This window comes from Amycolatopsis thailandensis (genome assembly GCF_042723255.1).
Taxonomy (GTDB): Bacteria; Actinomycetota; Actinomycetes; order Mycobacteriales; family Pseudonocardiaceae; genus Amycolatopsis; species Amycolatopsis thailandensis.
In genome coordinates this window covers 81850-97042 of the sequence record NZ_JBHXJK010000012.1, presented here as the reverse complement: position 1 = coordinate 97042, position 15193 = coordinate 81850, and the positions used below count along the sequence as shown (strand labels likewise).

General features: G+C 69.1%; 14 protein-coding genes. 3 read left to right on the top strand and 11 right to left on the bottom strand.

Annotated elements, in window-relative coordinates:
* Together ACFWMR_RS07450 and ACFWMR_RS07445 are read right to left on the bottom strand one after the other, a co-directional pair.
* Positions 1-2031 (bottom strand): tetratricopeptide repeat protein (locus ACFWMR_RS07450; RefSeq protein ID WP_378377777.1); only part of this gene is annotated, 2031 nt, incomplete at its 3' end.
* Positions 2032-2162: 131 nt separating this feature from the next.
* Complete coding sequence (locus ACFWMR_RS07445) at positions 2163-2489, bottom strand: hypothetical protein (RefSeq protein WP_378377776.1); 327 nt, start codon at positions 2487-2489, stop codon at positions 2163-2165.
* Between the two features lie 175 nt (positions 2490-2664).
* On the opposite strand from ACFWMR_RS07445, the gene ACFWMR_RS07440 reads away from it, so the two are divergent.
* Complete coding sequence (locus ACFWMR_RS07440) at positions 2665-2871, top strand: hypothetical protein (RefSeq protein WP_378377775.1); 207 nt, start codon at positions 2665-2667, stop codon at positions 2869-2871.
* A gap of 281 nt (positions 2872-3152) precedes the next feature.
* A complete protein-coding gene (gene tcmP, locus ACFWMR_RS07435; protein ID WP_378377774.1) occupies positions 3153-4487 on the top strand; it encodes a three-Cys-motif partner protein TcmP in 1335 nt (444 codons plus the stop codon).
* Here tcmP and ACFWMR_RS07430 read toward each other — a convergent pair.
* From ACFWMR_RS07430 to ACFWMR_RS07395, 8 genes are all read right to left on the bottom strand, one after another.
* The gene (locus ACFWMR_RS07430; protein WP_378377773.1) at positions 4453-5223 is read right to left on the bottom strand and encodes a DUF5131 family protein; all 771 of its coding nucleotides are present in this window, start codon (positions 5221-5223) and stop codon (positions 4453-4455) included. The two genes, tcmP and ACFWMR_RS07430, sit on opposite strands and share 35 nt — an antisense overlap.
* Positions 5224-5444: 221 nt before the next feature.
* The gene (locus tag ACFWMR_RS07425; RefSeq protein ID WP_378377772.1) at positions 5445-7232 is read right to left on the bottom strand and encodes a DNA cytosine methyltransferase; all 1788 of its coding nucleotides are present in this window, start codon (positions 7230-7232) and stop codon (positions 5445-5447) included.
* Positions 7229-7573 (bottom strand): hypothetical protein, encoded by a 345-nt coding sequence (locus ACFWMR_RS07420; RefSeq protein ID WP_378377771.1) that lies wholly within the window; start codon positions 7571-7573, stop codon positions 7229-7231. The genes ACFWMR_RS07425 and ACFWMR_RS07420 overlap by 4 nt, the downstream gene beginning before the upstream one ends.
* Positions 7570-8061 carry a hypothetical protein gene (locus ACFWMR_RS07415; RefSeq protein ID WP_378377770.1) on the bottom strand — a complete coding sequence of 164 codons (492 nt, stop codon included), beginning with the start codon at positions 8059-8061 and terminating at the stop codon, positions 7570-7572. Before ACFWMR_RS07415 ends, ACFWMR_RS07420 begins: the two co-directional genes overlap by 4 nt.
* 5 nt (positions 8062-8066) lie before the next feature.
* Positions 8067-8384: a hypothetical protein gene (locus ACFWMR_RS07410; protein WP_378377769.1), complete on the bottom strand. Its 318-nt coding sequence runs from the start codon at positions 8382-8384 to the stop codon at positions 8067-8069.
* A gap of 10 nt (positions 8385-8394) precedes the next feature.
* On the bottom strand, positions 8395-8628 hold the full coding sequence (locus tag ACFWMR_RS07405; RefSeq protein WP_378377768.1) for a hypothetical protein: 234 nt from the start codon (positions 8626-8628) through the stop codon (positions 8395-8397).
* Positions 8629-8655: 27 nt separating this feature from the next.
* Positions 8656-9405 (bottom strand): SLOG family protein, encoded by a 750-nt coding sequence (locus ACFWMR_RS07400; RefSeq protein ID WP_378377767.1) that lies wholly within the window; start codon positions 9403-9405, stop codon positions 8656-8658.
* A gap of 106 nt (positions 9406-9511) precedes the next feature.
* Positions 9512-9700, bottom strand: a complete 189-nt coding sequence (locus ACFWMR_RS07395; RefSeq protein ID WP_378377766.1) for a hypothetical protein — start codon at positions 9698-9700, stop codon at positions 9512-9514.
* Positions 9701-10078: 378 nt separating this feature from the next.
* On the opposite strand from ACFWMR_RS07395, the gene ACFWMR_RS07390 reads away from it, so the two are divergent.
* Positions 10079-10492, top strand: coding sequence for a hypothetical protein (locus ACFWMR_RS07390; RefSeq protein WP_378377765.1), 414 nt, complete (start codon positions 10079-10081; stop codon positions 10490-10492).
* A 5-nt stretch (positions 10493-10497) separates the two neighbouring features.
* On the opposite strand, the gene mobF is transcribed toward ACFWMR_RS07390, so the two are convergent.
* Positions 10498-15006 (bottom strand): MobF family relaxase, encoded by a 4509-nt coding sequence (gene mobF / locus ACFWMR_RS07385; protein ID WP_378377764.1) that lies wholly within the window; start codon positions 15004-15006, stop codon positions 10498-10500.
* Positions 15007-15193: the final 187 nt, after the last annotated feature.

Sequence of the window (15193 nt, the reverse complement as noted above, 5' to 3'; positions counted from 1 at the left end):
CGCCCGGCAGATGTCAAGGTCGTGGTGGTGGGCGGTGATGGCGTCGTCGAACCGCCGCAGTGCCCGCAGCGCGAGCCCGAGGTTGTTCCACGCCGAACCTTCTCGGTGGCGGTCGCCGAGTTCCTGGTAGATGTCGCGGGCGCGGTGGTGGGCGGTGACGGCGTCGTCGAACCGCCGCACCTCCTGTAGCGCGAGCCCGAGGTTGTTCCACGCCATGCCTTCTCGGTGGCGGTCGCCGAGTTCCTGGTAGATGTCGCGGGCGCGGTGGTGCGCGGTGACGGCGTCGTCGAACCGCCGTACTGCCTGTAGCGCGCTCCCGAGGTTGTTCCACGCCGAGGCTTCGCCGTGGCGGTCGCCGAGCGCCCGGCAGATGTCAAGGTCGTGGTGGTGGGCGGTGATGGCGTCGTCGAACCGCCGCAGTGCCCGCAGCGCGAGCCCGAGGTTGTTCCACGCCGTACCTTCGCCGTGGCGGTCGCCGAGCGCCCGGAAGATGTCAAGTTCGTGGTGGTGGGCGGTGATGGCGTCGTCGAACCGCCGCACCTCCTGCAGCGCGAGCCCGAGGTGGCTCCACGCCCTAGCGGAGGTGCGTGGTTGGTCCAGGGTGGTTGCGGCGGTGGTGGCGTGGGTCGCGACGGCGACCCAGTCATTCAGGTGTCGTCGCCAGGACAGGTACTCGCTCAGGCATGCGGCCAGGGATGTGGTGTAGCGGAGCTGCCCGGTGTGATGGGCGTGGGCGACCGCGGCGATGAGGTTGGTGCGTTCGGCGTCGAACCAGTCGAGGGCGTCCTGTCGGCCGGCGAACCGGTCCGGGGTGGGCTGGCCGGCTAGCGCCCGCAGGTGATCGTCGGCTGCGTCGGCGGTGTCGGTGTAGTGGGCCAGCAGCCGCGTGGTCGCTGCGACCGGGTCGTCCTGGGCGGCGTGCTCGGCACCGCGGTCGCGGGCGTAAAGGTTGACCAGGTCGTGCATTCGCCACCGGCCGCTCTCGTGGTAGAGCAGGTGGGCGTGGCGCAACGCCCGTAACCAGGGCAGCACCCGCGACTGTTCGCACCCTGCCAGCGCGGCGGCCGCTGTGGTGGAGATGTCCGGCCCCGGGTTCAGTGGCAGTAACCGCAACACCCGCGCCGCGCCGGGGTTGCGGCCGAGGAGGTGGTGCCAGGACAGCGCGAGGACGGCGGTGACCGTTTTCTCCCCGAACTCCAGCGACTCCAGCCGCACGGGTGAGTCCCGCAACTCCTGCGCCAACCCGGCCACGGTCATCGAAGGGTCCTCGATCAGCAGCGCCGCGGCGATCTCCACCGCCAGCGGCAACCGCCCGCACCACCGCACCACCGCCGCCATCGCGTCGGTGTCGTGCACGCGGGGATCAGCAGGGGTGGCGCGACGCAAGAGCCGCTCGAGCAGCTCTTGCGCGTCGGTGTCGGTGAGAACATCGAGATCCACCGTGCGCGCGGTGGTGGGCAGTGCGAGCGTGTCGCGGGTCGTGATCACCACGCGGTGCTCGGTGGCCGTGGGCAGCAGCGCAGCGACCTGCTCGCCGGCGGAGGCGTTGTCCAGCACCAGCAGCACCCGCCGCCCGTCAGCGGCCCAGGCGCCGAGGATGTGCTGGTAGAGGGTGAGCTGCTCGGGCACCGTCACCGGCAACTCCGCCCCGTCCACCCCGAACCCGCGCAGCAGGGATCCCACCACATCCCGCGGTGAGGCCCGCTGCGCCGGGTCAGGGTCATAGCCCTGCAGGTTGACCACGAACGCCGCGGCGAACCAGTTCCGTCCTGCCGCAGTGCGGGCGACATGGCGGGCCAGGGCGGTCTTACCGACCCCGCCCATCCCCGCCACCGCCGACACCACCACCGGCGCCGTCACCAAGGCCGTGCCCGTGGACGGGGCCAGCGCGTCCAGCAGCTCACCGACCAGCACCGCGCGTCCGACGAACAGGTCCGCCTCACCGGCCGTCACGGTCTCGACCGACGACTCCGCCCCTGAGGGGGCGGCGTGCTGATAGACCGTCAGCGTGCCGTTGCCGACCTGGTACACCCGGCTGTCATCCTCAGCGTGAGCGACCTGATGCACTCCACCTGCCGGCGCCTCCGGCCCTGCCAGCGCAGACGGCCCGGTCTCTGAGCCGGGACCGGTCGGTGGGCGGGGTTTCCTGCGCGGCCAGGGCATCAGTCGTTGATGTGCATATCGCCGTGGCCGACCTGATACGTCCGGGCATCGTCGGTGGCCTCCGCCGTCATCGTCACCGCACCCGGCGCAGACTCGACGGCAGAACTCGATGGTGAGGTGGAGTCCGCCCGCAGGCTGCGGGCCCGGAGCGCGCCGAGCGCTGCTCCCGCCACCCCCAGTACGCCCATTGTGGCACCGATCACGCTGCTGATCTTGTCGGCGTTGTCCAACCCCACCCAGCCTACGAGCAGACCCGCGCCCAGCAGCACGAGCCCGGCCAGCAGCATCGCCACGGCGACCCATCGCCGCTCAGTCCGCCTCAGCATCCCGATCTCGTCCCCCTCGCCGGTTGGGTGCGCTCGTCGGTCCATGATGCCGGGTAACCAGCACACCTGCCACGGAATCCGTCTCGACCCTCCCCCATCAGCGACAGTTAAGGCGGTTTGTCAGAAAACTTGCCTCACCGCGCTGACCAGCACTGTTCGATGCATAATCGAACACATGCTCGATACTGGCGACACGTCATCTCCAGGTCCGCCATACCTGCACATGGTGCGGCCGAGCTGTCCGGTCTGGGTCGATCTGAGCAAGGTCTACCAGGTCGGCGAGTGCCGATTGACCTTGCCGGATGAGCTTGACCTGACGACCACGGTCCCCGGGATCCTCGGCATGTGGCAGGCGACCACCACCGGGCACTGGGTCGGCTGAGTGGTCTTCACGATCGGCGACCTCACCCCAGCGGCACCCGACACCAACAGTGGGTCGTCTCGGACGCGTTGCGGCCCCGAGACGCACTGACGTCCTGATTGGCTGGTCGGCAGCGGGCGGGCGTCGAGTCGAGATTGTCGGTATCCGAGTCTTGCCTGGCAGAACGCGTGTTCGACGTTAGCCCGTGAGAGTCAGCGCAGGCGCGAACGCGTGCAGCCAACCCGAGTTTTGGTGACGTTGTGCAGTAGACGACCTCCACTTACCGTAACGGGCCCACTCCGGTGGACGACTTACTGATGCTGCGTCGTCTGCCAGGCTCGTACAAGGGCCCGTGGTCTGGCGAGCAGGAACACGGGACGGGCGTCGCGAAGTTCGGAGGCGAGCCGATGAGCGGGAGTCAGGACTTCTTCCGGACACGCCAGCCACAGGCGGCCTTCAAGCATGGGATTCTCTCGCGGTACCCCGTGGTGTTCGCTTCCAAGACCGGACAGTCGCGAAAGGTCGTGTTTCTCGACGGGTACGCCGGCCGGGGTGAGTACAAAGACGGCTCGCCTGGCTCCCCGCTCCTGCTGTCGCGCACGGCCAAGCGGGTCGGCGACTTCCGATACGTCACCGGCATCTACGTCGAGCGGAACAAGGCCGATTTCCAAAACCTCCAGCAGGTCATGGCGGAGCATGGTCGCCCCGAGGACGTCGTGCTCGGCGGAGACCTCCACGAGCTACTTCCGCAGGTCCTGCAGACTGCGCAGGCCACAGCCTTATTCGCGTTCCTGGATCCGTTCGGCACTGCGCTGGACCGGGAGCAGCTGGTCGACCAGTTGCTGAACAGGCAGAGCGGGAGGGCCCCGACCGAAGTGCTGTTGCACATCAGCATCAGCACGGTGGCGCGCATCGGCGGGCTTCTGCGGCGGCGTCGCGAGGTCGGCGCGCTCAGTCCGGCAGACCGGAAGACGATCGCGCATGCGGACCGTTTCCTCGGCGGTACGTGGTGGCAGCAGCACTTCGACCCGGTGAAAGATCAGAAGGACGAACGCGGCGCGACGGCCGCAGCGTTGGAGGTCGCGGCCAAATACCAGAAGGGCGTCGAGGTTGGCGCCCGCTGCATGTCGCTGAGCATGCCGATCCGGCATAAGCCTGGTCAGCTGCCGAAGTACCTGCTGGTCTTGTTCACCCGGCACGTGGACGGCCTGTGGAACTTCGCCGACGCTGTCGGCAAGGCCGGCCGGGAGTGGGAAGGAGCCTGGCGTTCAGCCGAGATGGCGAAGGCCAGAACCAAGGCGGCAGGGGTCAACGAGTACGCGCTCTTCGGCGTCGACACGTTGCTGCCACCTGCAGAAGAGCCGTTCGACATCAAGGAGTACGAGAAAGCCCATCACGCGGAATGGGTACGGATCATCGAGCAGAACATCGTGCGCTTGCTTGAGCGCCACAGCGGGTTCGTGCCGGTACGTCGGCTCGCCGAGGTCTACGACGGCGTATTCGGCGCGGCGGCGATCCCCCAGGTTCGCGCGGCCATGAAGTCGCTGTACCAGCAAGGCGTGATCACCAACAACGGCGTCGGCGACTTCCAGAACCAATGGGTCACGCTGACGGGGCCGACATCTCGATCCGCATAGGCGTCACCGGATACTCGTCCCAGGTCCGGCCATCCAGCTCGCGGCCGCCGGCCTTCGGGGTTCGGCCACCCCACTGCTTGAAGAAGAACGGCACGTTCTCGCGTTGGCAGAGGTCGCGCACGTCCCGTGCCCATGCGGCGTTCATGGGGCGGAAGCCGGGGCCAGATTCGCCGCCGACAATGACCCAGTCGATGCTGTCGAGGTCCAGTCCGTGCAGCGGGCCGAGCAGCGGCTCGCAGGACAGGAACCGCACGGCGGCCGGGACCGCGCGCAGATCGTCGACCCGGTAGACAGCCTGCTTGTCCTCGACCGAGACCCCAAGCCACAGGTTGCGCGGCCACGTCAGCGAATCAGCGAGACGCTTGATGCGCCGGGATCGTTTAGTCAACACCTGGTAGGTGTGCTGCGGAGTGGCCTCCATGACGGCGAAGACACGCCGAATGAACTCAATGGGGACTTTGGCGTGGAACAGGTCACTCATCGAGTTGACGAACACGACACGAGGCTGCCGCCACCGGAAGGGCTCACCGAGAGCCGCGGCATGTGTTGCGATACCAAAACCCGGCCCGCTCGTCCGGGGATCCCCGTCAGCCTGGTACTTGGTTGATCCCATCGCCTTGAGCCGCTTCGCCAGTGTCAACGCATAGCAGTGATCGCACCCCGCCGAGATGCGATCACATCCGGTTGTCGGATTCCAGGTGGCCTCTGTCCATTCAATGGACGATCCATCACTCATCGCGTGCCCTCCTCCAAGTCGGTCGCGGGCGTTTCCGCGTCGAGGTGGTGGGACTGCTGCGCGGACGGCTACATTCTCCGCACCTTACTCCGGTCGTCGAACACCTGACCGGTCGGCGTGCTGTCCGTCCGTCGAAAGCCCTCGTTTACGTGTGGTGTCGAACGTTGCGACGAAACGGGGTTCCAGGTGGGTCTCTACCCGCCCGATGTTTGTGCAGTTGATCAGGCGATTGCTTCCGGGGTGTCGAGGACGGCGCGCAGTCGGGCGCCGATCCAGGCGCCGACGGCCGGGGAGACCGCGTTGCCGAAGCCGTCGGTCTGGGCGCGGGCGGTGCCCCACACGACGAACGTGCCCTGGTAGCCGGGGAAGTCGACGTCGAAGCCGCAGCCGCGGCCGATCTCGTGTTTGCCGAGCATCCGGAAGTAGCAGTCATCGAGCGTGATCTCGGCGAGCGTGGCACGCCACTCGGCTTCCAACTGGGCGGTTCCGGCCGCGCTGAGAAGTCCGGGGATCTGGTCGGCGGTGACGGTGGGCATGGCCTCGGCGTGGACGGTGGGGATCGTGTTCTGCCGGAACGGCACGATCCCGGCCGACACCATGCCGAGCGTCTCCGACCCCGCCTGCGTCGGCAACGGCTCATTCGCGCTACGCGGTGCGCCCTGGTAGTTCGCGACCGCGAGCAGCATCGCTTTCTCGTGGGTGGAGGTCATGGTGTCCATCGGGCGGGTGATGTGCTGGCCGTCGCCGTTGTGGCGGTGCGCGGCGATCACCGACCCGGTCGCGACCGCGACCGGTGGGGTGAGGAGCCCGGTTCCGTTGGTCGCGGTCTGCGCCCACAACGGCTGCCCCAGGTCCCGGGTACGGCAGTCGGAGCCCTGCCGCTCGAAGGTGTTGCCAGCGGCGACCATGAGCGCGCCCGTGGACAGGATCGCGGTCTCCTGCTGGCTGGTCTGCGTCGCCATCGGCTGCCACGGGTGTTTCTCGGTGCCGTGGACGGCTTTCGCGGGCATCAGGACGGCGGGGAAGTCGCCGAAGCGCTGGCGACAGCGTTCCGCGCGGGCCATCGTCGCCGCGGCGAGCGGCCCGACCGACCCGTCCCGCTGCTTCTTGACCGGCTTGTCCCCGATGCGGGTACCCAGGTTGGTCAGGTCGAGCGCCTGGATCGACGGGGTCATCGGCGGGAACACCTCGGCCCGGCAGCGCGGGCACCGGTAGTTGTACTGCTTGCCGTAGCGCACGGACCCGGTGGGCGGGACCCCGGTCTTCCAGGACCACACGGCTTCGACGGTCGTGTCACAGCGCGCACACCACGACTCGGGCCGGTGCTCCAGGTCCGGGGCGGGCAGGGTCTTGTCCCAGAACGCGGCATAGTAGCGGTCGCGGGACTGCGGCACCCCGAAGAACATGCTGTTCAGGTACATGATCTTGTGGTCGTAGCCGAGCGTGTCGAACTGCTTGAGCCACCACCGGTAGGTGGAGCCGTCGCCGACCTTCGCCTTTCCTGGGATCGCCGGTCCCCACGACGTCAGCTCGGTCGTGCATTCGACGAGGATCAGCCGGGGGTGGTGTACCGCGGCGTAGTGCAGCACGCAGTTCGCGGTCGCGCGGTCCCGCTCCGAGCGGCTCACCCGCTCCTCGAACTCCGGATCGGTCATCGAGAACAACGTCAGGCCCTGCTCATAGGCCTTGATCGTGTTGGCGATCGAGTGGTTGACGCAGCTCACCCCGGCGGAGAGGAGATCTCCGGCGGGCAGGTCGCGGGCGTCGTGGTAGTCGCCCGACTCGGGGTCGACCAGGTCGGCGATCCAGTGCTCGGCCTCCGGGTGGTTCGCCTCGTGTACCTCGACCTTGAACTCGTTGTGGTTCGCGGCCATGATCGTCTCGAACCCGGCCAGTTTGATTCCCTGCGTCAGGCCCCCGAACCCGGAGAACAGCTCCACGGCGACCGGGTCGTCGTGGCGGGAACGCCGGCGGCGCTTCGCGGGCCGGTGCGTCGCGGTGCGGCTCATGCCTCCTCCCCGGCGGCCTGCACGATCTCGTGGTGCATCATCCGGTCGGCGGTGTCGGGGTTGGCGATGATCCACGCGGCGATCTGCTTCGCGCGGGCCAGGTTCCGGCGGCCGGGGTGTGTGAGCCAGCGGCCGTGGTCGAGCGGGATCGTCCCGGCCGTCCAGCCCACGTTCGCGGGGTCGGCGTAGGCCCGGTGGAGGTGCCATTCGTCGGTGCCGGACCAGCCGCTTTTGCCGCGGTGGACGCTGTGGGCCGCCAAGGCCCAGACGGTGTCGTCGTGCTCGGTCAGGTAGAGCCCTTGCTCATCGGTCCACACGAGGTCGACGGGAGGGTTCGTCATCGCTGGTTCTCCTTGTTGACGGCGAGCGGGTCTTCCGTCAGGCCGGTCCCGGCGAGAAGGTCGTTCAAGGCGTGGTCGCGCAGCTCGGTGAGCTGGTGCTCGGTGTCGCGGATCGCGTCGAGGAGGTCCTTGGCCTCGGCGGGGCGGAGCCGTCCGCAGCGGGAGTAGTGGAAGGTGTCTTCGACGGCTTCGAGCAGCGCGGCGGCGAGCTTGACGGCGTCGCTGCGGGTCAGCCGGACCGGGTACGCGCTGTCGCGGGTGGGCTTGTAGTTGGTGTCGATCTCGACGAGGTGGCGCTCTTCGCCGTAGTCGGCGTACTCCAGGTCCTCATCGGTGAGCTCGCCGGTGAAGGTCGGGTCGTAGCCCTCGACGACCTCCACGCGGACGCTGTTGGGCCACTGCTCCAGATCCTCCGGGTTGGGGGTCCAGCCCTCGAAACAGGCGGAGAAAGGAGGGGGCAGTGTGTAGGTGGGCTGCGGCTCGGTCATGGCGATCAGTCCTTTGTGGTCGAAGAGTGTCGGGGGTTGTAGATGCCGATCACGGTGTTGTTCCAGGTGCCGCTGGCGCGGTCGCCCTGCTTGTGCACGCGCAGTCCGAGGAACCGCGTCCAGGCGTCGAACGTGGCCTGAGGGTTCGTGTCGAACGGGTCGTCGATCTCGCCGTGCAGACACGATCCGGCGGCGGTGCTGACGCTCCAGCGCAGCGGCGGGATCTCGGCCTGCTCGGCGGCGACCAGGAGGTCAGCCAAGACGCGGGCGCGGCACATCTGCTGCTCGCGCTCGAACCAGCGCTCGTCACGGGGATTGCTCACGGGGTTCTCCTCAACACGAGTGGTTGACGTCGGTGGGGATGGCGTCGAGGACGCGCTGCACGAGGGCGGCCGGGAGCACGCCGTGCTCGATCGCGGCGAGGGCGGCGTAGGCGTCGGCGAGCCGGATCGCGTTTTCCTGATACGCAGCGGGCTGGGGCCACGATGCCGTCGGACCGTTGTGATGTTCGTTGCTGACGGCGGCCTTGGCGATGAGGTCGGCGGCCTTGTCGAGGTACTGCGACACGGATTCCTCCTGAGTGACTGTTCGGTTTCAGAGCCCGGCCGCGGTGGTGTCGTCGTCGGCGAGGACATCAGCGGTGGTGTGGTGGATGACGGTGTGGATTCCGGCGCGCTGGGCGGCCTCGGCGCAGTGGGTGGCGCCGCGGGAGTGGTCGTGGATGAAGGCGAGGCAGTAGTCGGCTCCGGCTGCGACCATGTGCTCGTTGCGGCGGAATCCGGCGGCGCGGCCGTGGCGGTCCCAGTCGGCGAGCCATTGCTCGATCTGTCCGCCCCACTGGGTCCAGCACTGTTCGGCGAGCCGGTCGGCGCCGCGCGGGCAGCCGCCGGTGACCAGGACGGTGTCCGGTCGCCATTGCCAGATCTTCGCGAGGGCGTCGCGGATCGCGGTGGTGTCGGTCCAGGTGCGGGACCCGGTGACCAGTACACGCGGCTGGGACGTGTCGGTGTCCTGGTCGGTGTAGACCCATTCGATGCGGGTCACGAGGTCGTGCGGCTGGATGCCTTGGGCGTCGACGAAGTAGCGGCGGATGAATTCGTCCCGGCTCAGGTCGGGGAATCCCTCACGGACGAGGTCGTCGTCGGTGATCAGCTCCAGCGGTTCGCGGCGGACGCTGACGATGCGGACCTCGGCGACGCGGACGAGTGGCTCACCGGGTTTGCGGCCCATGACTTTGCGGCACAGGGTGACCCGGTCGCCGGCCTGCAGGGAACGCCAGCCCTTGCGGCGAGTCACGGTCTTGCTGCGGTTGCGGACCGCGTCCTCGGTGAACGCGACGGACATCAAGCGAGGCATAGTCGGATTCGCCTTTCTCAGATGTGCCATTGGTGGCCGCAGTCGAGGCAGGTCGCGATTCCGGCCAGGACGTAAAAGCTCCAATGTGTGCAGCTCATGACTTGGCCTCCTGGCGGAGGATTTCGGTGATGACGTCGGCTGCTTCGGCACCGGTCTGTGCCCATGCCTCGCCGCCGAGTACCTGGTCGAGGTAGTACGCGATCTGCGTCTTGGCGCGCCGCCACTGGTCGCCGGTCAGCGCAAGGTCGCCGATTTCCTGGTTCTTCTTTTCCATTGCTCCCATGGCGATCTCCCTCTGCGTGTGGTGATCGGCTGGTGTGCCGGGTGGTCTTTCTTCGCTGCCCGTAGGGCGGGGCGTCGGCTCTGCCGCTGCCCCTTTTCGGCGCACCGCGCGGCCCCAGAGGCTCGCGGTCAAGGGGTCAGGCCGGAAAGTTTTCGGGCGCACGCTTTTCGCGCTCGAAAAGTTTTCGGAATGCGCCCCTTTACCGTGAGGTTGGGGCCGTGCTAAGCCGGGCTGCGAAGCTCAAAAACACAGTCCGCGCTTGCGCGGACCTTGTTCCGCCCGCAGAGGGCGGTCATCGGTGAAGACGAACCAGACGCCGGCGAAATGGGCCCGGTCGGTGGACGGTTTCTGTCGGGGTCCCGTGTCACCATGGATTCCATGGAGCTGACCGGACGCGACTTCGACCGGATCCCCCACGGCAACGTGCGGGTCCCGGTCGTGGAGTTCGCGCGCCTGTGGCTCGCCGCCGAACGTCAGTACGAGCGCGAGCGCTCCTGGGCGGCGCTTGGTGTGGTCGACGTGTGTCGCTGGATCGCCTGCGCGACCGTCAGGCTTGAAACCGGCCGCCCGTTCCTCGCTTACGCCCCGATCACCGAGCGAACCGGGCTCGCGCACGAGGAGACCATCGAAGCGGAATGCCTCGCCGCTCAGCGTCTCGCGCTGCGCCGGCCAGTTCCTGGCTACCTCGCGAACCGGCCCGGTTGGCTCGATTCGATCGTGGCCACCCTGGAGTGGGCGTGGCATCGCAGCGGTGTTCCGCCGCTGGACGTCCCCGCCCACTCCCAGGGCTGATCTGCTCATCGCCCGTACACCGCGCCGTCGGCGTCGGCCTGCTCGGCCGTGTCGGCGTCGTCGGTGTTGCGGCGATACAACTCCGCCGCCTGGGCTTCTTCAGCGGCGTGGCGTTCCTCGGTGGCCTGGCGGGCGGCGATCTCCTTCAGCGCGCGCTGCGCCAGGTCGACCGATCCCGCCGTCTCCTCCGCCGACGGCACCCGCAGCTCGTCAGACTCGGCGACAGGTTCCTCATCGGCCGCGACTTCACGGATATCGGGCACACCGACCTCGCCGACATCACCTTCGGTGTCCGCAGCGGTGACGGTGTCGACGTCGTCGGCGCGCTGCCGGACCACGTCGCTGAGGTCGTGGTCCGCGATGACCTCGCGGTGGACGTCCTCGTCGGCCAGGTCGGCGTTGTGGGCGTCGAGCCACTCCTCCGACGTCACCAGCGGGGCAGGGGTGGTGTCGAGGTTGCGGGCGGAGATCTCCGCACTGGCACGGTCGGCGGCGGCGCGGGTCTCGGCGGTGTGGGCGTACCACAGGGCCCGCGCCTCGTCCGCGCCTTCCAGCTCCGCCGCACGGCTCGCGAGGGTGTCGGCGAGGGCCTCGGCCTCGGCGGCTTCCTGCAACATCCGCTCCCGCTCGGCCTCATCAGCGACAGCGTCGGCCTCGGCGCGGCGCATCGCCGCGTCCCGGCGGCGGGCGTCGAGGGCCTGGTGGGTTCCGGCGAGTTCCTGGCCGACGAACTCCGGCCCCCACGCCTTCTCCCGCTCCCACGCCCGCATCCGCACCAGCAGCTGCCCGTCGGACATCTCCAGCTCGTCCCGCCCGGACTCCGGACGCCCGAGGACTCGCCAGGCGGAGCGCCACGACGCGTAAACCTCGACCTGCCCGGACTTCGGCGCCGCGCCCACTGCGGTCTCCGGATCCTCGTGCCCGGTCAGTTCGCGGTGCGCGGCGACCATTCCCGCCCGCTTGCTCCACTCCTTCAGCAGGGCGGGATCCTCCGGTACGGGTCCGAAAGCTTCGATCGCCCACTGCTGCGGCTCTGCCGCCAGCTGTTCTCCCAGTTCCAGACGGCGAGCATCAGCGGTTTCGGCCAGCGTGCGGAGGTAGGTGGCCCATTGCGGGTCGTCGACCTTCGGCAGCCAGTCCACGTAGGAGTCGCCGACGGGGTCGAGGGTGACGGTGTCGGTGATGCGGTGGTGGAGCACGTTCGTCAGCTGCCGCGACCCGGACAAGGTCCGGGCGGTCACGGCGTGGTCGAGGACCTCGCGCGGGTCGTGCCCGGCGAGTTCGGCGCGGCGCAGCAGCCGCGCGAGCGTGGGTCCGCCGTCCTCGGCGGCGATCCTCGCGCGCTGGTTCTCCGTGAGCTTCCCCTCTTCCACAAGCTCGTCCAGCCACCGCTGCGTGCGCCCGGCGGTGGCCAGCTCGGTGGCGTCGGCGAGAAGTTCGGCAGGAGTGCGGATCGCGTCGTTGTCGGCGGCGGCCTCGGCCGCCTCCTGCAGCGCCGACCGTTGCGGACCCGCGCCCTCGAACGCACCGGCGAGCACAGCGAGCGGCGACTTGTGCACGACGTCGACAACCTCGCCGGTCGGGGTGTCGACCTGCACCATCAGCCCGCCGTGCGGCTGGTCGGCCTCGCCGACCCGGGACGCCAGTTCATAGGCGGTGGCCGTGGTGACGTGCGCGGTGTTGCCCTCGCGGCCTCGGGTAAGGCCGACGTAGAGGGCTTCCTGCCCGGTCGCCTCGGTCACCACCGAGTGCGACGTGTCGACCGTGAGCCCTTGTGCACTGTGGACGGTCGAGGCGTAGCCGAGCGCCACATGCTCGGACACGTAGGCGCCGGGCAGGGTGATCCGCTCGCCGAGGACTTCGCCGATACCGTCTTCGCGGCCCAGCACGCGGGCGACGATGAGGCCGCCGTCCTCGATGGTGTCCAGGACGCGGTACTGCTTGCGGTTGATCGGCGCTTCGGGGTTCCCGTCGAACCCGATGAGGTCCCAGCCGTTGCGGCGGGCCTGGACCAGGTCCCCAACGCCGGCGTAGGTGCCCTGCATCCCCAGCGGCACCCCGGACTCCTGCACCTTCCCCAAGCGGACGAGTTCGTTGCGGAGCTCGGCGGACAGGTGCGCGGCCTGCTCGTTGGTGTCCACGATCAGGATCGAATGCTTCCCGGAGAGAGTGTCGGCGAGCCACGCCTTTCCGGCGGTGGCCTCGGCCTGTTCGCGGGTTCCGCCGTCGAGGATCCGGCCGTGCTTGTGGTAGTCGCCGAGCGCGGTCTCGTCGCCGTCGCGCAGCCGCAGCGACGCCGACCGTTCCCACTCCGCGTGGAAGCGGCGGACCTCGGTCAGCTCGTAGGCGGCGCCGGCGGTGGCCATCAGGTCCATGCCGCCCCCGGCGCCGACCGCGGCGAGCTGCCGGTGGTCGCCGGTCAGCAGCAGCTTCGCCCCGGCCTGCTCGACGTGGAGGTGGATCCGGGCGAGGTCGGCGGTGTTGGCCATCGCGGACTCGTCGACCACGACCATGTCACCCGGGTTGAGCTGCCATTCGGCATGTTCGGGGTGGGTCGAGCCCTCGGCGAGCTTCTCCTGAACACCGAGCCACCGCGCGATGTTCCGCGCGGTGAGCCCTTCACTGGCGAGGACGTCGGTGGCGACCTGGCTCGACGCCAACCCCACCACGCGGCGGGACTGCCCGCCCCAGAACGTGTTGTCCTGCCACGCTTTCGCCAGCGCGCCGACCACAAAGGACTTCCCCGTCCCGGCCGGGCCGACCAGCGACTCGACCGCCGCGCCGGAGGTCAGCACACCCCGCACCGCGGCGGCCTGGTCCGCGCCCAGCACGAAGCCCTCATCCGCCAGGGCGGCCACGAACCCGTCCACCTCGGACACCTCCAGCGCCGGGGCACCGCCCCGGGCCGTGGCCGCGGCGAGCACACGTTCGGTGTGGACATGCTCCGGAGTCGCGTACAGACGGCGGCCCGGGCCCTCGTAGGCGGATTCGCCGTTCGCCAGCTTCAGCGCGTCCGGCAAGACGGCGACACCGGGGCGGGCGGTGGCGAGCGGGGTCGCGAGCTTCACGCCTTCGGCGGTGAGCGTGTCCAGCAGCCGCGTCACCTGGACACCATCCAGGTCACCGAGCTGATCGGGCAGCGCGTCGGAGATCGCGCGCGTCAGGTCCGGCGCGGTCCACCCGGCCTTCGTGGACTGCACATCGGCCAGCGCGGTCTTCAGCACCCCCTCCGGAGACCACTGCACAGCCTCGCGCGGGCCGTGGGCAAGGTCGAGGACGTCGCGGGCGACGCCGGCAAGACCGTCGGCGACCTCCGCGCGCAACTCCCGGTCCCACCGCTCCAACCGCGCCTCCGTGGTCTCGCCATCGTGCGACTTCGCCTTGCGTGTCGCGAACGTGGCCTGCCGCTGCAGGCGATCGAGCTCCAGCGAGTTCGGCTCCCGCCCGAACTTCGCCTCGAAGGACTCGACCAGGCTGGCGGTCTTCGTCGTGATCGCGCGGCGCCGCGAGCTGAACAGGTCCATCACCTGCTGATCGATCCCGACGACCTCGCGGGACTTCCCGTCCGGGCGCGCGGCGAACCGGACACCCAGGGCCTTCGCGAGGTGCTCCTCGGTGGTGCGCTCCCCCACCGCCGCCGCGGCGCCCCGATGCGCGTACAGCGCGCGGCCGTCGAGGGTGCGCCACTGCCCGTCGGTGCCTTCGACGCGGTTGAGGATCGCGTTGTGGATGTGCAGCTGCGGGTCGTGGTTACGCGAGTCGTGCTGGAAGAACGACGCCACGACGAAGTCGTGGGCGTCGATGAACCTCCCGGCGGCCCCGCCGTGGTGCCCGACACGGGAGTATCCGGCGTGCTCGGACAGGTAGTCCAGCGCCGCGCGGTTCCCGGCCCAGATCGCATCCTCGACCGCGTCGCGGTGCGTCTGCCACGACTCAGCCGCCGTCGTGGCGTCATGGCGCTGCCGGGTGATCTCGGCCAGCTCCGCCGGAGACGCGCCCGCCGCCATCGCGGCGGCGAGCGCGTCCGACAGCCGTTCAGCCGTCCGTTCAGCCTGAACCTGCCGCGCCTCGAACGCCGTGTGCAACACGGTGACGGACTTCTGGACGCTGAACGTGGCGTCCAGAAAGGCCACGTTCTTCCGCGCGGACTTGTTCGCCTCCAGCCGCAACTGCTCGCGGCGTTCACCCGTCGCCCCGGGTTCCTTGTCCAACGCAGCGGCGTACAACTCGTCCGCCGTTGGATAGTTCCGGCCGGTGTGGCCGAGAGTGGACGCTTCCGCCCACCGCGCTGGATCGGTGAACAACTCGTCCCGGGGATCGACGAACTGCTCGTAGACCGCCCGCATATCCTGCTCGTCGACCAGCCCCGTGAGACCGAGTTTCTCGGCACCGCCGCCGTACCAGCGGCCCGGGGGCTCGCCCTCGGCGACTGCGTCGGTGTAGTAGTTCTCGCGGCCTTTCGCGACCTCGTCGGTGAGGTAGGAGACCGAGTATCCGTTCGACAACGTCAGCATCCCGACCCCTCCCCAAGATCAACACGCACGGCTTGAAGATCAACAACGGCGGTCGTGTTCCCGGGCGCCCGACAGGGTGCACCGGCCCGACAGATCGTGATGCATAGGTGTGCATCTGATTTCTTGGTTGGTGAGTTGCTGCTGGGTGAGTGGCTGATGGGTGTCTTGGGCTGACTTGGTGGCTTGC